The 20,851-nt window shown below is 33.4% G+C and carries 17 protein-coding genes; 5 read left to right on the top strand and 12 right to left on the bottom strand.

Features of this window, described 5'->3' with window-relative positions:
• The first annotated feature begins 137 nt into the window (after window positions 1-137).
• The 3 genes from DK441_RS23245 to DK441_RS23255 all read left to right on the top strand — a co-directional run bounded on the left by DK441_RS23245 (window position 138) and on the right by DK441_RS23255 (window position 5,282).
• The gene (locus DK441_RS23245) at window positions 138-1,997 is read left to right on the top strand and encodes a DNA topoisomerase IV subunit B (RefSeq protein ID WP_109852967.1); all 1,860 of its coding nucleotides are present in this window, start codon (window positions 138-140) and stop codon (window positions 1,995-1,997) included.
• A gap of 25 nt (window positions 1,998-2,022) precedes the next feature.
• Window positions 2,023-4,689 carry a DNA gyrase/topoisomerase IV subunit A gene (locus tag DK441_RS23250; protein ID WP_109852968.1) on the top strand — a complete coding sequence of 889 codons (2,667 nt, stop codon included), beginning with the start codon at window positions 2,023-2,025 and terminating at the stop codon, window positions 4,687-4,689.
• A gap of 98 nt (window positions 4,690-4,787) precedes the next feature.
• Entirely contained in the window at window positions 4,788-5,282 is a 495-nt protein-coding gene (locus DK441_RS23255) for a GNAT family N-acetyltransferase (protein ID WP_109852969.1), read from the top strand.
• Window positions 5,283-5,293: 11 nt separating this feature from the next.
• Here DK441_RS23255 and DK441_RS23260 read toward each other — a convergent pair whose 3' ends face one another.
• Window positions 5,294-5,872, bottom strand: a complete 579-nt coding sequence (locus DK441_RS23260) for an alkylphosphonate utilization protein (RefSeq protein WP_109852970.1) — start codon at window positions 5,870-5,872, stop codon at window positions 5,294-5,296.
• A gap of 437 nt (window positions 5,873-6,309) precedes the next feature.
• Between DK441_RS23260 and DK441_RS27110 the strand changes: the two genes are divergently transcribed.
• Window positions 6,310-6,579 carry a LytTR family DNA-binding domain-containing protein gene (locus DK441_RS27110; RefSeq protein ID WP_255412339.1) on the top strand — a complete coding sequence of 90 codons (270 nt, stop codon included), beginning with the start codon at window positions 6,310-6,312 and terminating at the stop codon, window positions 6,577-6,579.
• Between the two features lie 42 nt (window positions 6,580-6,621).
• Here DK441_RS27110 and DK441_RS23270 read toward each other — a convergent pair whose 3' ends face one another.
• The 11 genes from DK441_RS23270 to DK441_RS23320 form a co-directional block, all read right to left on the bottom strand.
• Window positions 6,622-7,515, bottom strand: coding sequence for a GyrI-like domain-containing protein (locus DK441_RS23270; protein WP_109852972.1), 894 nt, complete (start codon window positions 7,513-7,515; stop codon window positions 6,622-6,624).
• 217 nt (window positions 7,516-7,732) lie between these two features.
• The gene (gene fdhF / locus DK441_RS23275) at window positions 7,733-10,459 is read right to left on the bottom strand and encodes a formate dehydrogenase subunit alpha (protein ID WP_109852973.1); all 2,727 of its coding nucleotides are present in this window, start codon (window positions 10,457-10,459) and stop codon (window positions 7,733-7,735) included.
• Window positions 10,460-10,471: 12 nt separating this feature from the next.
• Window positions 10,472-12,124, bottom strand: a complete 1,653-nt coding sequence (locus DK441_RS23280) for an NADH-ubiquinone oxidoreductase-F iron-sulfur binding region domain-containing protein (protein WP_109852974.1) — start codon at window positions 12,122-12,124, stop codon at window positions 10,472-10,474.
• A 9-nt stretch (window positions 12,125-12,133) separates the two neighbouring features.
• Window positions 12,134-12,970 carry a formate dehydrogenase accessory sulfurtransferase FdhD gene (fdhD, locus tag DK441_RS23285; RefSeq protein ID WP_109852975.1) on the bottom strand — a complete coding sequence of 279 codons (837 nt, stop codon included), beginning with the start codon at window positions 12,968-12,970 and terminating at the stop codon, window positions 12,134-12,136.
• Between the two features lie 109 nt (window positions 12,971-13,079).
• Window positions 13,080-14,747: a formate--tetrahydrofolate ligase gene (locus tag DK441_RS23290; protein ID WP_074406430.1), complete on the bottom strand. Its 1,668-nt coding sequence runs from the start codon at window positions 14,745-14,747 to the stop codon at window positions 13,080-13,082.
• A gap of 192 nt (window positions 14,748-14,939) precedes the next feature.
• Window positions 14,940-15,734, bottom strand: a complete 795-nt coding sequence (locus tag DK441_RS23295; RefSeq protein ID WP_109852976.1) for an ABC transporter permease — start codon at window positions 15,732-15,734, stop codon at window positions 14,940-14,942.
• A gap of 5 nt (window positions 15,735-15,739) precedes the next feature.
• Window positions 15,740-16,657 (bottom strand): ABC transporter ATP-binding protein, encoded by a 918-nt coding sequence (locus tag DK441_RS23300; RefSeq protein WP_109852977.1) that lies wholly within the window; start codon window positions 16,655-16,657, stop codon window positions 15,740-15,742.
• Window positions 16,658-16,748: 91 nt separating this feature from the next.
• Window positions 16,749-17,213 (bottom strand): hypothetical protein, encoded by a 465-nt coding sequence (locus tag DK441_RS23305; RefSeq protein ID WP_109852978.1) that lies wholly within the window; start codon window positions 17,211-17,213, stop codon window positions 16,749-16,751.
• Window positions 17,214-17,521: 308 nt separating this feature from the next.
• On the bottom strand, window positions 17,522-18,328 hold the full coding sequence (locus DK441_RS23310) for a TerC family protein (RefSeq protein WP_109852979.1): 807 nt from the start codon (window positions 18,326-18,328) through the stop codon (window positions 17,522-17,524).
• Window positions 18,328-18,702, bottom strand: coding sequence for a DNA topoisomerase IV (locus DK441_RS23315; RefSeq protein WP_109852980.1), 375 nt, complete (start codon window positions 18,700-18,702; stop codon window positions 18,328-18,330). The genes DK441_RS23310 and DK441_RS23315 overlap by 1 nt, the downstream gene beginning before the upstream one ends.
• Before the next feature lie 69 nt (window positions 18,703-18,771).
• Window positions 18,772-19,251 (bottom strand): helix-turn-helix domain-containing protein, encoded by a 480-nt coding sequence (locus tag DK441_RS23320; RefSeq protein WP_109852981.1) that lies wholly within the window; start codon window positions 19,249-19,251, stop codon window positions 18,772-18,774.
• 383 nt (window positions 19,252-19,634) lie between these two features.
• Between DK441_RS23320 and DK441_RS23325 the strand changes: the two genes are divergently transcribed.
• Complete coding sequence (locus DK441_RS23325; RefSeq protein ID WP_109852982.1) at window positions 19,635-20,792, top strand: M14 family zinc carboxypeptidase; 1,158 nt, start codon at window positions 19,635-19,637, stop codon at window positions 20,790-20,792.
• Window positions 20,793-20,851: the final 59 nt, after the last annotated feature.

Consider the following 20,851-nt stretch of genomic DNA (forward strand, 5'->3'; position numbering starts at 1 on the left):
GTCTAATTAAATGCTTCAAATGGCTGCATACCAAATAATCAACAAAATTCACTGTCGATTTGTTAATTACTTTGTAGAAAGGCTGTTTTAATTTTGTAAGTGAAACCTTATATTAGCAGGCATTCTACCCTATATTTATGAGCAAAGAAACCAAATATACCGAAGATAATATACGATCCCTCGACTGGAAAGAACATATACGTATGCGACCCGGAATGTATATCGGGAAACTAGGTGATGGTTCTTCTGCAGATGATGGTATCTATATTTTAGTAAAAGAGGTACTCGACAATTCGATTGATGAGTATGTAATGGGAGCGGGCAAGACGATTGAAATCTCTATTCAAGGAGAAAAAGTAGTTGTTCGAGATTATGGACGTGGGATTCCGCTAGGCAAAGTGGTAGACGTAGTTTCTAAAATGAATACTGGAGGTAAATATGATTCTAGAGCATTTAAAAAATCTGTAGGACTAAATGGTGTAGGTACAAAAGCAGTTAATGCATTATCTACATTCTTTAGAGTAGAGTCTACGCGTGACGGTAAATCAGCTTCGGCAGAATTCGAAAAAGGAAATCTCACCAATCAGGAAACATTAGAAGAAACTTCTCGAAGAAGAGGAACCAAAGTGTCCTTTGTGCCAGATAGTACCATATTTAAGCATTACAAGTATCGTGCTGAGTATGTAGCCAAAATGCTTAAAAACTATGTGTACCTTAATCCTGGTTTAACCATTATCTTTAATGGAGAGAAATATTTTTCAGAAAATGGATTAAGAGATCTTTTGTCCGACAATATAAAAGAAGAGGATAGATTATATGATATTGTTCATCTCAAGGGTGATGATATAGAAATTGCTATTACACATAGTAAAACACAATATAGTGAAGAGTACCATTCTTTTGTAAATGGTCAGCATACCACCCAAGGAGGGACACATCAGGCAGCATTTCGAGAGGCTGTAGTAAAAACAATTAGAGAGTTTTATGGTAAAAATTATGAAGCCAGTGATATTCGTAAATCGATTGTATCTGCGATAAGCATCAAAGTGATGGAACCCGTTTTTGAAAGTCAGACCAAGACCAAATTAGGTTCTACAGAAATGGGAGGAGATTTACCAACGGTTCGAACCTATATTAATGATTTTGTAAAAACTAAATTAGATAACTTTCTTCATAAAAATTCTATTACTGCAGAAAGCTTACAGCGAAAAATATTACAGGCAGAGCGCGAGCGTAAAGATTTATCCGGAATTCGAAAACTAGCAAAAGAAAGAGCAAAAAAAGCCAGTCTACATAATAAGAAATTAAGAGATTGTCGTGTTCATCTTACCGATAGTAAGAAAGATCGTAATCTCGAAAGTACTCTGTTTATTACCGAGGGAGATTCTGCAAGTGGATCTATAACCAAATCTAGGGATGTAAATACTCAGGCAGTTTTTAGCTTACGTGGAAAACCGTTGAATAGCTATAACATGAGTAAAAAGATTGTGTACGAAAATGAAGAATTCAATCTATTACAAGCAGCATTAAATATAGAAGAATCATTAGAAGATTTAAGATATAACAATATTGTAATCGCAACAGATGCCGATGTAGATGGAATGCATATACGATTGTTGTTAATCACCTTTTTCTTACAGTTCTTTCCCGAAGTAATAAAAGAAGGACATTTATATATATTGCAGACTCCGTTGTTTAGAGTTCGGAACAAAAAAGAAACAGTCTATTGTTATTCTGAGCAGGAAAGAAGAGACGCTATTGCAAAATTATCGGGTAAACCAGAAATCACACGATTTAAGGGATTAGGTGAGATTTCTCCAGATGAATTTGTGCACTTTATAGGGGATGATATACGTTTAGATCCTGTAATGCTGGATAAAGAAAAATCGATTGAAGAATTATTGTCTTTTTATATGGGAAAAAACACACCGCAACGACAAGAATTTATCATAGATAATCTAAAAGTAGAACTGGATACAATAGAGGAAGAATTATAATTATTAGAAGCCCCAGAAATTATATATGGATTTGGAAAACGAAAACGAAGAACTACATCACGATTCTACCCCCGAAGATCATCAACCACAAGAGGTGATCACTAAGGTTACAGGAATGTATAAAGACTGGTTTTTGGATTATGCATCTTATGTAATCTTAGAACGAGCAGTACCGGCAATTGAAGATGGTTTAAAACCCGTACAACGTCGTATTCTTCATTCTATGAAGGATCTTGATGATGGTCGATATAATAAAGTGGCCAATATTGTTGGGCATACGATGCAGTATCACCCTCATGGTGATGCCAGTATTGCTGATGCGATGGTACAAGTTGGGCAAAAAGAATTGCTGATTGATATGCAAGGTAACTGGGGTAACATCCTTACAGGAGATAGAGCAGCCGCATCGAGATATATTGAAGCCCGCCTGTCTAAGTTTGCATTAGATGTAGTATACAACCCCAAAGTTACCGACTGGCAATTATCCTATGATGGTAGAAAGAAAGAACCTATTAATCTCCCAGTAAAATTTCCTTTATTACTGGCACAAGGAGCAGAAGGAATAGCCGTTGGATTAAGTACTAAGATTTTACCACACAATTTTATCGAATTGATCGATGCATCCATTAAACATTTACAAGGTAAACGATTTACTATTTTCCCTGATTTTCCTACATCTGGAATAGCAGATTTTACAAACTATAATGATGGTAATCGTGGTGGTAAAGTTAGGGTGCGTGCCGAAATATCTCAATATGAGAAGAACACTTTAGTTATAAATGAGATACCATTTTCTACTACAACTACATCTTTAATAGATTCTATTCTTAAAGCTAATGAAAAAGGAAAGATAAAGATTAAGAAAATAGAGGATAATACCGCAGCAAAAGTAGAAATATTAATACATCTTCCTTCTGGTATCTCCCCTGATAAAACGATCGATGCACTTTATGCATTTACGAATTGCGAAGTGTCTATATCACCATTAGGATGTGTTATAGAAGACAATAAGCCAAACTTTATTGGTGTTTCAGAAATGTTACGCCGTTCTACCGATAATACAGTAGAATTACTAAAGAAAGAGCTCGAGATTCAGTTAGAAGAATTACAGGAACAATGGCATTTTGCATCATTAGAAAGAATATTTATCGAAAACCGGATTTATCGGGATATAGAAGAAGTAGAAACATGGCCGGGGGTGATTGAAGCTATTGATAAAGGATTACAACCTCATATTAAACATCTAAAACGAGCGATTACCGAGGAAGATATTGTACGTCTAACAGAAATTCGAATTAAACGTATTTCTAAATTTGATATAGATAAAGCACAGCAAAAAATAGATGCCCTTGAAGAAGATATAGCTCAGGTAAAACATAATCTTGAGCACCTTATAGAGTTTGCAATAGATTACTTTAAAAGGCTAAAAACTACATATGGTAAAGGAAAAGAACGTAAGACCGAAATCAAGATTTTTGATGATATTGAAGCAACCAAAGTAGTAATTAGAAATACAAAATTATATGTAAATCGAGAAGAAGGATTTATAGGGACTTCACTTCGTAGAGATGAATATGTAGCAGATTGTTCTGATATTGACGATATTATATGTTTTACAGGAGAAGGAAAGTTAATGATCACCAAAGTTGGATCAAAGACTTTTATAGGTAAAAATATAATTCATGTTGCTGTCTTTAAGAAAAAAGATAAACGTACCATCTATAATTTGATTTATCAGGACGGTAGAGGAGGAGCTTCATATGTTAAGCGTTTTGCCGTTACCGGGGTCACCAGGGATAAAGAATATGATCTTGCACAAGGAAAAAAAGGATCAAAAGTCACGTATTTCTCTGCTAACCCAAATGGAGAGGCCGAAGTAATTACTATTTTCTTGCGACAAGCAGGAAGTATTAAAAAATTAAAATTCGACCTTGACTTTGCCGATTTGTTAATCAAAGGTAGAGGGGTAAAAGGAAATATTGTTACTAAATATAATATTAAACGTGTTGAATTGAAAGAACAAGGAGTATCTACTCTAAAACCACGAAGAATTTGGTTTGATGATTCGGTACAACGCCTTAATGTAGATGGAAGAGGAGAATTATTAGGTGAATTTAGAGGAGAGGATCGTCTTTTGATTATTACCCAAAAAGGTAATGCAAAAACAATAATTCCCGAAATGACATTGCATTTTAGTTCGGATATGATTGTTTTAGAAAAATGGAAACCCAAAAAACCAATATCTGCAATATATTGGGATGGGGAGAAAGAAAAATATTATGTAAAACGGTTTTTAATTGAACACCCAGAGCGCGAAGAGGCTTTTATTACAGAACATCAAAAATCTTTCTTAGAAGTTGTCTCTACAGATTATAGACCGATAGCAGAAATAATATTTACGAAACTTAGAGGCAAAGATCAACGACCGAATGAAGAAATAAACCTCGAAGAGTTTATATCGATCAAAGGATCAAAAGCTTTGGGAAATCAATTAACTACACATAAAGTAAAACAGATCAATCTACTGGATCCATTACCGTATGAAGAACAAGAATCACTTCCTGCTGAAGAAATAGAAGTGATAGAAGAAGAGAATGTATCCCCTGAAGCAACCGACAATAAAACTTCAGCAAAATCTTCAGACGCCACCGCCGATACTGGTGAAGAAGGAGAACAAGCTAGTCTTTTTTAGATATTGATTAAAAAGTATTAATATGTAGTGGTCCATATTAATAAACTTAATAGAGAAACTAACTTCTTCAGAAATGATAGAAGAAAAAATACTTTAATTTGTTATTCTGTAAAACTCAAGAAATAGATATCGAGACTGTAGTATCGATAGAAGCCGATACTGAAAACTCACAGTTCATATTACCTAACTCCAGAGAAGAACATTTACACCTGATAAGGGATAGTGATATAGAACATTTGATATTGAAATCTGAAAATAATATAACAATTGGTTTTGTAATATTGGCAGGATTGCAAAATAACAACAGGAGTATTGAATTTCGAAGAATCGTTATAAACTCAAAAGGAAAAGGTTATGGTAGAACGGCAATCAAAGAACTAAAACAGTATTGTTTTAAAAAATTAGATTGTCATCGCTTGTGGTTAGATGTATTCGAAACGAATGAAAGAGCCAGATATTTATATCAATCTGAAGGGTTTAAAGAGGAAGGAATATTAAGAGATAGTATATGGGTTAATGGTGAATTTAAAAACTTAATAATCATGTCGATGCTTGAAAACGAATACATAAACACCACTACCGATAAAATATAGAGCTATTTATCTTAAGATTTCTTTACAAACTTTGTAAGAATAACTATATGTTGCCCATTTGCACGACCTTCGATATGTTCTGAGTTATCATGAACTAATGAAATGTTTCTAACATGAGTACCTCGTTTAGCAGTAAAATTAGCACCTTTTACATCCAGATCTTTTATTAAAACAACAGAGTCTCCAGCTTGTAAAATAGCGCCATTTGCATCTAAATGTTTAATTGCATTTTCTTTATCATCTCCATCTCCTGAGGCATTTGCCCATGCTGTCATATCTTCATCCAGATAAAGCATATCTAATAAGTCTTGTGGCCAACCTTCAGATTTTAATCGATGTAACATTCTCCAAGCCATTACTTGTACTGCAGGAACTTCACTCCACATACTATCATTAAGACAACGCCAGTGATTTACATCTACTTTCTCAGGATCTTCTATTTGTTCTAAACATACTTGGGAAATAAGAATATGTGAGTCCAGACCTGTCCCAGGAGATTTAGGCACTTCATAGACTTTCAAATTTTCAGTTACTCCTGATAATTCACATACAGATCCGCTACGCTTGTGTAATTCTCTTTCTAGACTCATTATAATGATACGTTTATTGTGTAGATTGTTTAATACTGCAAAAGTGCATTAAAATTTATAATTATGAAATAGCAGATACCCTATTTATTGATGATGACAGACAATAATAAAGACCCATTAGAATTCAAAAATATAATAGGCCTTTATTGTCGAAATTTTAATACCTACACATTGATTAATCTGGTAAGCGGTCACGATCAGATTTTTTACGATTAAATCGGTATGTGAGCGTTGCAGTAACCCTTCTACCACTTCTAATCGTAGAGGAAACTAAATTGTAGTTTTGCCTTGTTGTAACTTTTGATCGGTTTTTTAAAGCGGTAGAGCGTTATTTCAGAATAAAAAGCGGAATACAGAGAGACGCAGAAGCACCTGCTAACGCGTTAACAAGCGAAAATCCCTATATTGTTATCAAATCAGGTAATAAACATCACAAAATACATTTAAATACCATTTTATATATTGAAAGTCTAAAAGATTATATAAAAATACATACCAATAAGAAATGTATTGTGGCGAAGTATAAAATCGGTGATATAGAGCTCGAATTAGCAGATAAAGAATTCTTAAGAACACACCGATCTTATATTATTAATCTAAAAAAAGTAACCGCTTTTACAGCAAATGATATTGATATCGATACTGTAGAGATTCCTATAGGTGTTAGTTACAGAGATAAGGTATTTCCTTTCCTCGAGAAAATATAAACACTCTATTCATTCACATATTAAAATTTCAGCTTATATGTATTATTGAATGGGGACCCAGATTTCTTCTTCAGATTTTGGATGATGCGGGCCATGATATTTATCTCCCATAATGGCAAAATGATTTCTTTGATCTAATTCATACCCAGAATTAGGAAGCCATTTTCCGTGTATATAATTCATTGTCTTATTAAAAGTATCTACAGGGCCTTTATGAATAAATATAGCATATTTACCACCAGGCAGTACATAAGATGTCATGTCTTCTGGAATATGATCAAAATCTGTGACTTCAACGGCGGCCCATTTTTCGAACACCACATCTTCTGTAAAAGTATCAAAAGTGATGTCTTCATCAAAAGTCTGTACAGAATAATACCCTGTGTTTTTATTGTTTTTAATTTCAAATCTTCTGGGCATAAATTGTTGCCACATTTGTGAAGTTGTATCATTTGCTAGAGAGGTCTTTATTCGCATCCCTATTAATTTTCTGTCTGTAATCGTAATAATTTTTGGCTCCATAGAAACAAAATCGTTTTGTAGTGTATTGATATCTGTTGGTGATAAAGTATATCGTTCAAAAGCTACAAATCGATGCCCTTTTTTTCGATATTTTCCAGGACTTGTCTTAAAAACAGATTGAAAAGCTCGTGTATATGCTTGTTGAGAATCAAACTGATAACGTTCTGCAATAACTACAATAGGTTCTTGGGTAAGAATTAACTCATGTGCAGATTCAGAAACTCTTCGTTTTCTTACATAGTCTACCACTGTTTCTCCGGTAACAGCCGCAAAAAGACGAATAAAATGATATTTAGAGTAACAAGCTTCCTGTGCAATACGATCCAGTGTAAGTACGTTTTTTAGATTTTCTTCTATAAAAGTAATTGCATTAGAAATCCTATATTGGTATGAATCTTTTATGTTTTCAGACATAATTTGCTTTTTGAACACTACAATAGTACATCTAAAACCCGATTATTTTTTGACCGGTATTGCGAAAGTATACGTTCAGAAAAAACAAACCAAAATATTATATACTGTATAGCTCAAAACACAAGGTTTGTCTGGCAATTTGAAAATATTTTACACTACTAAGTAGTCCCTTGTCTTTATAGGGGCAAAATTATCTGATTAATTAAAAGTCTCTTAACTAACTTAACTGTGGTTTAAATTTTCCTTTACTTTTTCGTATTCGAACAGCGACAACCTTATATTCTGGACACATTGCTTCAGAATCATGAATATCACCGGTTAAATTATTAATCATAATTTCGGGGAAATGAAAAGTAGTACTTAATACACCTTTTTTTACTTCATCTGTAATTCTGGCTTTTACATCTACTTTCCCTCTAGGAGATTCTAGACAGACATAATCACCTTCATTAACTAAGTTTTTCTGAGCGTCTTCTGGATGAATCATTAAATAATCATCAGATAGTATTTGTTCATTAGCCGTTCTACGAGTCATAGCTCCACAATTATAATGCTCTAATTCCCTGTTTGTTGTTAAAATATATGGATAATCTTTGGCATGTGAAGTTAATTCTTTGGTTTCTTCCCAAGAATTAAACTCAAATAACCCTTTTCCTCGTTTAAAATCTGTTTTATGAAGAATTTGCGTATCTGTACCATCTTTTGCAACAGGCCATTGTAATCCATTTACACCTAATCTATCCCATTTAATTCCGGCAAAGAAAGGAACGATTTGAGATATTTCTTCCAACATCCCATCGGGAGTATAATCTGGTTGAGTATATCCCATTTTATTCATAATATCTACAATAATTTGTCCATCTGGTTTAGATCCTTCAATAGGCTCAACAACTTTATGAACTGCTTGCACACGTCTTTCTCCATTGGTAAATGTTCCGCTTTTTTCAAGGAATGATGCACCTGGTAAAATAACGTCTGCATATTTTGCAGTTTCAGTCATGAATAATTCCTGAACAATTACAAGATCGGTTGCCTGAAGTGCTTTAATAACTTTTTGTGTGTTAGGATCTGTTTGCACTACATCTTCTCCTATAATCCAAATAGCTTTTAGATCTCCCGCCAGAGCAGCATCAAACATTTCAGGTATTTTGTATCCTATGTTCATAGGTACATTTACACCGTAAAATTCATTATACTGTTTATTTACCTGATCGTTTGTAACATCCAGATATCCTGCTCCCTGATGCGGTTGTACTCCCATATCTGCAGAACCTTGTACATTATTTTGCCCACGTAGCGGATTTACACCAACACCGCGTCTACCAATATTACCTGTAAGCAAAGCCAAATCTGCAATTTGCATTACAGTAAATGTTCCTTGAGAATGTTCTGTTACCCCTAATCCATGAAAAGACATAGCATTTGCAGCAGAAGCATAGGCAATAGCTGCTTCACGCACCTGGTTACGATCTACACCAGAAACGGCTTCTAGTTTGTCTATATTTATAGAAAGAATTTCTTTTTTATAATCTTCGAACCCTTCAGTCCTGCTTTCGATAAAAGAAGTGTCTGCTAATCCTTCGGTGATGATATAATACATCATCATATTAAGAACAGCTACATTAGTTCCTGGTCGTAATGCTAAGTGGTGTGTCGCATATTTAGCCAATTCGGTACGTCTTGGATCAATAACAATAGATACATTATCACTCTTCATCGCAAACTGCTTTAATTTGGCTCCTGTTACGGGGTGTGCATCGGTTGGGTTAGCCCCAATTACCATAATACAGTTTGTATCTTTTAAGTCATCGATAGAGTTTGTAGCTGCCCCGGTACCGTATGTGCGTTGCATTCCTAAAGCAGTAGGCGAGTGGCATACTCGTGCACAGCCGTCTATATTGTTAGTCTGGATTACAGCTCTAAAGAATTTTTGCATTAAATAATTCTCTTCATTGGTACATCGTGAAGACGAAATCCCTGCCATAGAATCCGAGCCAAATTCATTTTTATAAGCAGTTAATTTTGAAGCGATATATTCATATACTTCATCCCAGCTAACCTTTTCGAATGCCCCATTTCTTTTAATCATCGGAGAATTTAAACGCTCTGGGTGATCGTAAAACTTAAATGCATAACGACCTTTTAAGCAGGTATGTCCCTGGTTTACCTCGGCATCATAAGGAGCTTGAATACTTAATATTTCTCCATTACTGGTTGCAATTTCAAGATTACACCCTACACCGCAATAGGTACAAATAGTTCTTGTTGTATCGGTTGCTTTAATAGCTTTTGACTGAAAAACATCCGAAATAGCAGAAGTTGGGCATGCTTGAGAACAAGCACCACAGCTTACGCAATCAGAATCCATAAAAGATTGATCTAATCCTTTGATAATAGAAGAATCAAACCCTCTTCCAGACATACTTAATACAAATTGTCCTTGCACTTCATCACATGCACGTACACATCGATAACAATTAATACATTTAGATAAATCTGAAGTCATATAAGGATGACTTAAATCTTTTGTTTTATGAAGATGATTGTCTCCCTCTGGATAGCGAACTTCTCTAATTCCTACCTGGGCAGCAACCGTTTGTAGCTCACAATTTCCATTTACCTCACAGGTTAAACAATCAAGAGGATGGTCTGTTAGTACCAACTCAACGATATTTTTTCGTAGTTCTTTTACCGATTCAGAATTTGTGTAAATATATTGTCCTTCTGAAACTGGGGTATGGCAAGAAGCCAAGGTCTTAACAGCTCCGTTTTCTTCTAAGGCTACTTCTACACTACACACACGGCAAGAACCGAAAGGATCTAAGTTTGGTGCATCACATAAGGTTGGAACAAGATTTCTTTCTTTATACCTTCTTATAAAAGAGAGCATGGTTTCTCCTTCAACTATTTCGAATGCCTGATTGTCTATATAAGCTGTTTTCATGATATTAAATGTTTAGTTGAAGTACGTTTTCATTTCATCTTCAAAATAGTGTAACGTATTTCGGATAGGTAGTGGAATACCTCCTCCGTGTGCACATAACGACCCTTGTTCGAGGGTAGTTAAAAGGTCTGAGAACAATTTTTGATCTATTTTATGGCCAGAATGTAATGCATTGCTAGAAAGCTCATGGCCACGTTTTGTTCCTAATCTACATGGAAAACATTTTCCGCAGCTTTCATAAGAAGCAAAATCAAAAAGATGTTCTATAAATTTCATCATTGGAAAACTTGAAGGAATACAAATAATTGATGCGTGACCCAGTAAGAAACCTTCTTTTGAAAATGATTCAAAATCTATTGTTAAATCATCAATTTTTGAGACGGGGACTACTCCTCCAAGAGGGCCACCAATCTGAAGCGCTTTAACATCAGATTTAAATCCACCACCCAAATCATTAATAACTACAGAAAGAGGAGTTCCCATTTCTACTTCATAGAGGCCAGGTCGATTAAAAAAGCTATCTAAGGAGACTAGTTTTGTTCCAGAAGAACGTTCAGTTCCAATTTGTTTCCAGGCATTTCCTCCGTTACTTATAATATAATGTAAGGCGGCTAATGTTTCCACATTATTGACTACAGTTGGCTTATTAAATAAGCCTTTTTGAGCTGGGTAGGGTGGGCGAACACGAACTTCTGGTCGTTGCCCTTCTATAGAGTTGATAAGCGCCGTTTCTTCTCCACAAATATATGACCCTTGTGCCTGTATGATTTTGAAATCAAAATTAAACCCACTGTCTTGAATATTATCCCCGATCAATCCTTCATTTCGAAGATCATCGATAGCATCCTGTACAATTTTTGCAGCTTCAGGATATTCTGCACGTATATACACGATCCCATAACTTGCATGTGTAACATATCCAGAAATAAGCATCCCGAATAATACCGAATGGGGTTGATGTTCTAATAAATATCGATCAGAAAAAGCACCGGGGTCTCCTTCATCGGCATTACAAATAATAAATTTTGTAGTATTTTCTACATTTCTGCAAAACTCTAATTTTAGTCCCATGGGGAAACCAGCACCACCACGGCCTCGAACATTTGAGGTTTTGATTTCTTCCAATATTTCTGCAGAATCTTTTTTGAGCGCATTTATAAGCGGCTTATAAAAATCAGAAATAGTAGTGAATGATTGGGTAAGTATTGCTTTTCCGCTAGCTTTTATAGTATAGTTATCTTGATTTAGCTCATTTTTTGAATTGATAATTTGATCAAGATTATGAAGTGCATCACCAGAATAATTTTTTCCATTATAATGAAATGCGTTATTCTCATGACATCTCCCAAGGCATGTCATATGCCCAATTTCATCTTCCTTGAAATGATCTTTAAGTGAATTGCCTACAGTATCTTGCGTACCGGCACAAACACATGCAGTCCCATTACATACATATACTTTCTTACCTTTGTTTTCGGGCTTTAAAAAATCATAGAAACTAGCTGTACCATAGGCATTGGCTTTTCCAATTAAAAATTCATCAGCTAATTTTGCTAACTCTTCATCACTTGGTGTACCTGCAGGTTTTGCCAGCTCTCCCATTTTATTGAAAAGGCTTTGATCTACTTTTTTTCTACCTAATAATTCACTTAAATTATCTGACATATATTCTTTTTAACTTGCTTTTGTATCGATGTCTCGAAATTGTTTAGTTGTTTTAGTTCGATAAGGATTAGAGTAACAGGTTGCTCTCTGATTACGACAAAATGCTAATAGTGTAATCCCTAGTTCTTTAGAGTAATCAACAGCTAAAGAAGATGGTGCAGAAACCGCCGCTAAAAACGGAATTTTTGCTTTAAAACATTTAACAACGATTTCATAAGAAACACGTCCACTCACAGTAATTATTTTTGCTTGATCCAGTTTGTTTAATAAAATTAGTTTACCAATAACTTTATCTACGGCATTATGACGACCAATATCTTCCATCGAGCATAGCAATTCTCCGGTATTAGTAAACGCTGCTGCTGCATGTGCACCACCAGATTGGTTAAAATTATGCTGTAAAGCACTCATTTTTGTAAATAATTGATGAATAAGATTAACATCAATTATTTCGGTATCATCTATGGTTTTTCCTAGGAAGGATAAATCTCCAAGTTCTGTTCGGCCACAAATGCCACAAGAAGAGACAGATAATAAACTTCTGCTGTTAGAATATCCATCACCTAGTTCTTCTTCAGGAATAGTAAGATTTACTATGGTTACAATACCATCATCATTCTCTTTTTTCAAGACGATATCGGGCAGAAAATTTATGTTTTTAATAATATCTTCAGAATGAAGCATCCCTCGAATTAGGCTAATATCTTCTCCCGGAGTCCTCATAGACACCGTAAAGGGTTTATTGTTGATATTTATTTGCAATGCTTCTTCAATAGTAAGTGAATCTAATGTTTTATTCACTGAATCTACTTCATATTTCTTGCCTTCATAATTTCTAATCGCCATAAGAACTATTAAATTAATAAAGAGCCATTTACACAAAGTTAATAGAAATAATTGTATTATGTTAAACATTAACTATAATGCAAAAGGGCGTATTTATTGATATTAACTTCTAAAATAAGCCTGTAATATTTCCGTCATTATCAATATTGATGTTTTCTGATGCCGGATGCGCAGGAAGACCTGGCATTCTCATCATATCTCCGGTAATTGGCACCAAAAACCCTGCACCTGCAGCTATTTCTATTTCTCTAATAGTTATAGTAAAATCTTTAGGGCGACCTATTAATTTGGGGTTATCAGATAATGATTTTTGAGTTTTGGCAATACAAACCGGAAGATTCTCTAATCCTAATGCTGCAATTGTTCTTAGATTTTTCTTTGCTTTTGCAGTATAATCCACTCGATTTGCACCATATATTTTGGTAGCAATAGTTTCAATTTTTTCGGTTACATCTGCTTCCCAATTGTATAGTGGAGAAAAGTTTGAATCACCAGATTCTACAATCTCTACTACGTGTTTTGCAAGCTCTATGGCCCCTTTTCCTCCTTTAGCCCAAACTTCGGCTAAAGCAACTCTTACATTATTATTTTTTGCAAACTCTTGAATAGCTGCAATTTCTTCATCACTATCAGATACAAATCTATTGATAGCAATAACAGGAGTGATTCCAAACTGCTTTACATTTTCTAAGTGCTTTTCAAGATTTGGTATTCCGTTTTTAAGTGCTTCTACATTTGGATCCGTCAATGACTTTAAATCTGCTCCTCCATGATATTTTAATGCTCGTATTGTAGTAGTGATTACGATTGCTTTTGGTGAAATCCCAGCGCTTTGGCATTTTATATCCAAAAACTTCTCTGCGCCCAAATCTGCACCAAAACCTGCTTCTGTTACGGTATAATCAGAAAGAGACATTCCCATTCGTGTTGCAATTACAGAATTGGTACCTTGTGCTATATTAGCAAAAGGTCCGCCATGAATAATTGCCGGGTTACCTTCTATAGTTTGTACCAGGTTTGGTTTGACTGCATCTTTAAGAAGTGCTGCCATAGCTCCTTCGACTTTTAGATCTTTGGCATATACTGGTTTTTTACCAAAAGTATATCCAATAAAGATGTTCCCTAATCGTTCTTTTAGGTTTTCTAAATCATCTGCCAAGCATAAGATTGCCATAATTTCTGATGCTGCCGTAATATCAAAACCTGTTTCTCTTGGGACACCAGAGGTTGTCCCTCCCAAGCCTACAACAATATGTCGAAGGGCTCTGTCATTCATATCCATTACCCTTTTCCAGGTAACAGTTCTGGCATCTATACCCAATGAATTTGTTTTACTTTGTATATTATTATCAATAACAGCCGATAGTAAATTATGAGCTTTTTCTATAGCAGAAAAATCACCAGTAAAATGCAGGTTAATATCCTCCATCGGAAGTACTTGTGAGTAACCACCACCTGTAGCTCCACCTTTAATCCCAAAAACAGGACCTAATGAAGGTTCTCTTAAAACCACTGTGGTTTGTTTCCCTAATTGGTTTAGACCTTCAGACAGACCGATAGACATTGTGGTTTTTCCTTCACCTGCAGGTGTTGGAGAAATAGCAGTAACAAGAATTAAGTTACTTTTATTCACCTTATTTTTATCAATAACCGAATGTGGTAATTTGGCTTTATACTTACCATACATTTCGATATTGTCAGAATTTAATCCTAGTTTTTCGGCAATAGTACTTATGTGCTTAAGCTGTATCTGTTTTGCTATTTCTAAATCATTCATGTGAAAAATATTTTTTAGGAGTATAATATTAACCAAATTATTTTGATTCTAATATTATACTTGTGAAAAACATTTTCAAATATTAATAATTTGTGTTGATTATAATTAAGGAGCAGAATGGGATCTGATCCAGAATTATTTGTTAGTATAATTATTTATAAATGTGATTGTTTTTATAATGAATGTTCTTTTTTACTTTACATTCATTCTTTTAATATCAAAGAAGCCTGCAATCGCAAAAACAAGAAAATATCCTAAACTATACCATGATACCGTAGGGAACCACCAAAAGAGACTAAGATCTGAAGTTTTTTCATCTAATGGGTTCATGCTTATCATAGAATAGGAATACGGAAAATAAATAGATTCGGGTGCTCTTGCAGCGATTAAACCTACAATTACCAATACCATACCAATGCCTAAAGGAATAATAAAATTTTTAAATCTAAAACTTAACCAGAATTGAATGGCCAAAATACCTAAAACAGAAACAAAAGAGCGAAATAGTATTTTTATATGAAATACATATTCTGGAGAAAATTCTGAAAAATTTAATTGTGGGCGCATGCCACCTAATACATTTCCATTTAGCAAAATTAAACCATAATACATAGCATATGTAGCAAATACAGCAGCAATAATTATGCTTAGTTTACCAAAATAAACACTCCATTTTGGGATTGGTAAGGCAAACAAATGTTTAATAGCCGTAGCTTTATGTTCAACCTGAATGATTAAACTTGTAATAAGGACAATAAATAAAGGAACCAATGCAGGGAGGCTGTTCATAATTTGCTCATTTGCGAATTTATTCCAGGGGTTAATTCCTTCGGCAGGAATCAGTTTTTCCCACTTTACCATATATACTATAAAAAATAATAAAGGGATAAGTAGTGCACAAATAGCTGTTAGCCATAAGGCAAACGTATGTTTTAATTTTAGTGTTTCGTTTCTTAAGCTATTGAAATAGAACGTAGTAGTTGTCATTTTTATTAATTTTCGGTGAGATTAAGAAACAATTCTTCCAGGTTATTTTTAATCGTTACCTGATAAATACCAATGTTATTTTTTTGAAGCGAATCTACCAATACAGGGATTTGGGACTTTTCTTTTACTGAAACAGAAAGAAGGTGTTCTTCATGTTCTATCTTTTTTATTTCGAACCCCATTTGAATCAGTTGATCATATGTGCGATACTTATCGTCTGTTTCAAGTTCAATCTGTAATTGGTCTGATTGTGAATCGGTTAAAGCCTTAACAGTATCTTGAAAAAGCATTTTTCCTTCTCTAATAATCCCAACATGAGTACATGTTTTTTCAATTTCACTTAATAAATGACTTGATATAAAAATGGTGATACCATTTTTGTTCAATTTTTTTATTAATTCCCTCATTTCGATAATTCCCTTTGGGTCCAATCCATTTGTTGGCTCATCTAATATCAATAACTCTGGTTTTGAAAGTAGTGCTATTGCTAACCCTAAACGTTGTTTCATTCCTAGAGAAAAAGTTTTTACCTTTTTGTTTTTTACATGTAAAAGATTGACTGTTTCTAAAACTTCATCTATTCGATCTTTCTTGATATTTTCCCGATATGTAGAGGCAATACGCAAATTTTGTTTTGCACTTAAATGGTTGTAAAGAGAAGGATTTTCTATTAATGCCCCAATTTTTGATAGTGTATCAATTCTATGGTTTGCGAAAGGTTTTTCAAAAACTCTAATATTTCCCGAATTTTTATTGAGTAAACCTAAGAGAAGTCTTATGGTAGTTGTTTTTCCTGAACCGTTTGGACCTAAAAAACCATATATACTTCCTTTAGGAACTTCTAAGTCTAAACTATCGATATCTTTTTTAGATTTCGAATATGAGAAGTTAAGCTTTTCTGTTTGGACTATTAATTGGCTCATTATCTATACATTTCTCAGAAGACGAATCAATCGGTAAGTTGTTACACTTGTTACAATCCCTTCAAGGAAATGTATAGTTTTATGAGTGGTATCAGATATTCATTTTCATCTTAAAGAATTCTATTTCTGAAGAGGTCAATAATTTTTTATCTAAATTTATTAATAATGGAGGCCACTGGTTTGCCCGTAACCAAAATTCCTTGTGATTCTCTTTAATAGTTTTGATCCATGTCCAATCCTTATATTCAGTATCTTTCTTTGGATCGATATGGTTTATGATAATTTCATTTTCAGTAAATCGTATCATAGCATCGAACTCAGTTTTATTGGCTAGAATTTTGCTACTAACTATGATTAATACTATTACTATTAATGTTATAATAGCAAAAATACCCATTGTAGTTTTAAAAGTTGAACCAAATATTTCTGGTTTTACAAAAGCTATTAATGCGCTTGAAATCAGGTATTTCCATACACTTTTATTTAAGAAATTATTAACCTTAGCGTTAAAAATTGTATTGAAGTTTATTGTAAGATGTTTAGAGATATTCATCATTTTGATTTTCTTGTGGCAATTTCTATAAACAAGACTATTTCTTGTTTTTTGGTTGCATTTAAGATAATTTTATAAAGTTCAATTGCTTGGCTATAATTTTTATTTTTTTCATATAACCAACCTAAAAAAGCATACTTAGAAAATGACTTGGTTTCATTTTTAAGTATTCCAGATAATCAATTTCTACATTTTTCAATTCACTTTTAGTGAAATACAAATTTGCTCTTTCTCAAAGTAATTCTGTTGTTTTATTTTTGAGACCTTCAGACCATTTACCTTTTGAATGTTTATACTATTACAGATTATATTTATACTTTTTGTTTAGCTGTTTTTTGCTTTTTTCGTAGTTTAAAGTTTAGAAACTCTATTAATAGAGAGAACGCAATGGTAAAATAGAGGTATCCTTTTGGTATGGTACCAACTTCGCTTTCGAATATCTGAAGATGTGCTAAATGTGCAGCTTCTGCGATAAGCATAAATCCAATAAGAATTAAAAATGAAAGTCCAAGTATCTGAATTGAAGGGTGTTTGTTTACAAAACGTCCTACAGGAGTTGCAAACAGCATCATAATTAATACAGATACTACTACGGCAATAATCATTATTATTAGAGCATCATTAGGATTATCACTTAATCCGTTTGTCATTCCTACTGCTGTAAGGATAGAATCAAAAGAAAAGACAACATTAATTAAGGTGATTTGTACAATTGCATTAGAAAGAGAAGAAGAACTTTTGGCTTCAATTTCTTTTTCTTCTTCACCTTTCTCATCGACCTTTTCATGAATTTCATGAACACTCTTATATAGTAGGAAAATTCCACCGGCAAATAGGATTAAAGCCTGACCACTAATACCAGCTTCTATCCAGGGAAGATTGATATGCCAAAAAGGAGCTTCCATGGCAACTAATAGTGATATACCAAATAATAGAACGACACGCATAACCATGGCTAATAGTAATCCAATATTAGTTGCCTTTTTTCGTTGTTGATCTGGTAATTTGTTAGAAGCCAATGAAATAAAGATGATATTGTCAATACCAAGAACAATTTCTAAAAATGTAAGTGTTAATAGGGCGACCCAAGCATCTGCAGATGTGAAAATTTCGAACATTATTTTATTTTTTTTGCGGTTCCACGTTGTTTATTAGTTGCATCTACTAATCCGTATTCAAAAGTGTAGATGTTTTTATCGGTTGTTAAGATTTTCATATGTATAGCTTTTTTCTCTGCCATATTTTTGGGAGACAATTTTTGTACAATATATTCACAGTCATTAATCCATCGAATACTGGCTGTGTCAACCTTACCTCTGAAATAATCAATTTCTATAGTATCATTTCGAATAAAAGTGGTTGTAACCAATTCACCATCCAGAAAAGTTTCAAATTCAAAAGTCCCTGTATGAAAATCTGTACAGTTGCGTTCTTGTTGGTAACAACTACTCATAAGTAGTGTAGAGAAAAATAGTAAAGCAAATCGCTTCATAATTGTTATAAATGAAAAACGAAAATAATTCTATTTCCAGAAAGTTAATAGAAAGGAAGAAAAAAGTTGTTAAGATTTTTTCATGTGATATGAACTAAAGGTACCATCGGTATAAAAAATAACAATTCTATCTATTTCATTTTCTGTAGAAATTACTCGAGAAATTTTTTCTAGAGGAGGAGTATTTGGATCAGCTATTTTTTCTTCTGGGGATGACTGTGAAAATAAATCTTGTTTAGAAACTGTAATTGGAGGAGGTGTAGATTGAGAAATAGTAGAGGTGTCTGGCAAAGGATTTTTTTTCTCAATAGAAACATTCTCAGATTTAGGAAATGTTCCTTTTCCATATAACAACCATTGTAAATCTACATCGGTATATGCATCAACAATCTTCATTACAAAATCAAGACTAGGTTTGTTACGTCCGCTAAGAATATGAGAAATAGAAGAACGACCTACACCCATGTAATCTGCAAAGGATGAGGCAGATACAGCATGATAATCCATTATTTTTTGGATTCTTTTACCAAAATCTTTATTGTTTACCATTGTAAACTAGTTTAAGAGTAAATATTGGTTACAAAGGTAAACAAATTTGTTGAAAACACTGGTTTACAATTGTAAACTAGTAGCAGAGAGTGTTAAATCATTAATTTACTTAAATACCTTTAATAATCTGATTGTTAAAATTATATGTAATATATATTGTTGTTATTATTTTTTCTGTTAATAACTAGAATACATTTGGAAACATAGTAAGTATTACTGTTTAACGATGTAAACAAATAGATCGATTTTGAGTGTTTACAAATGTAAATAGATTGTTGTTACACTTGTAAACAGTACTCTAGTTTACAAGTGTAAATATTAATCTGATTTGTTATGAATCTTCGGTAAACTATAGTAATTTCGTAACCTTCTAAAACAAATTAATGGATACGCATACATTACAGAACTGGTTCGATACCTATAAAGAAGTTTCTTTATTTGGGCGTTATATTACTCTGGATCATATTTCTCCTTTATTAGATCTTTTATCTTTAAAAACCGAAATTGAACAGATAGGGTTTTCTGAGAATAATGCATCTATACATCTTATTAAATTAGGTAGTGGATCTAAAAAACTTTTGTTTTGGTCGCAGATGCATGGTAATGAAAGTACAACTACAAAAGCTGTATTTGATCTCTTAAACTTCGTTACAGACGTTTCAAATGATTTGGCAAAAACTATTTTAGAAGAGTGTACAATTTATATAATACCTATTTTAAGTCCTGATGGAGCAAAGGCATATACCAGGCTTAATTTTAACCAGGTAGATCTTAATAGAGATGCCCAGCAAAAAACACAAAAGGAAAGCGTAGTGTTTAGTAAACTGGTCAAACGTATTCAACCAGATTTTGCGTTTAATCTTCATGGGCAACGCACTATTTTTAGTGCAGGAGAAACTGAATATCCTGCTACGGTATCTTTTTTATCTCCAGCAAGTGATTTGGAACGATCAATAACTCCAAGTCGTAAAATAGCTATGGAAATCATTGCTAAGATGAATATGGTGCTCCAACAATTTATTCCGAATCAAGTAGGGCGGTATGATGATGGTTTTAATTTAAATTGTGTAGGGGATACTTTAGCGAGTATGGGAATACCTACTATATTGTTTGAAGCGGGGCACTACTCTAATGATTATGATCGTGAAATAACCAGAGAATACATATTTTATTCTCTTATAACCTCAATAGAATGTATAACGACTACTCAAATCACAGGAGATAGATATAAAGATTATTTTTCAATACCAGAAAATAGAAAATGTTTCTATGATATCATTATAAGAGATGTCATGTTAAAGGGAGAAAATGTAGATATAGCCGTTCAATACAGCGAAGAATTAGTCAAAAAGAGTGTGAAATTTATACCAAAAATTGTTAAAATTGGCGATCTTCAAAAATTTTACGGTCATAGAGAGATTATTGGCAAAAAAAGGACAATATATAACGAAAACGTTACAGTAGAGATAGTTCCAGAGGCTATGCTGTTAAAATTTCACCTAAACTCTGAATTATTCTTAATAGAATCAACAAAAAGTTAAAATAAAATGTATGGAAACTGTATTTTTCTGCTAAATTTGCAATGTAAATAATCGGGAAA

The sequence above is a fragment of the Aquimarina sp. AU58 genome, from assembly GCF_900312745.1.
GTDB classification, from domain to species: domain Bacteria; phylum Bacteroidota; class Bacteroidia; order Flavobacteriales; family Flavobacteriaceae; genus Aquimarina; species Aquimarina spinulae.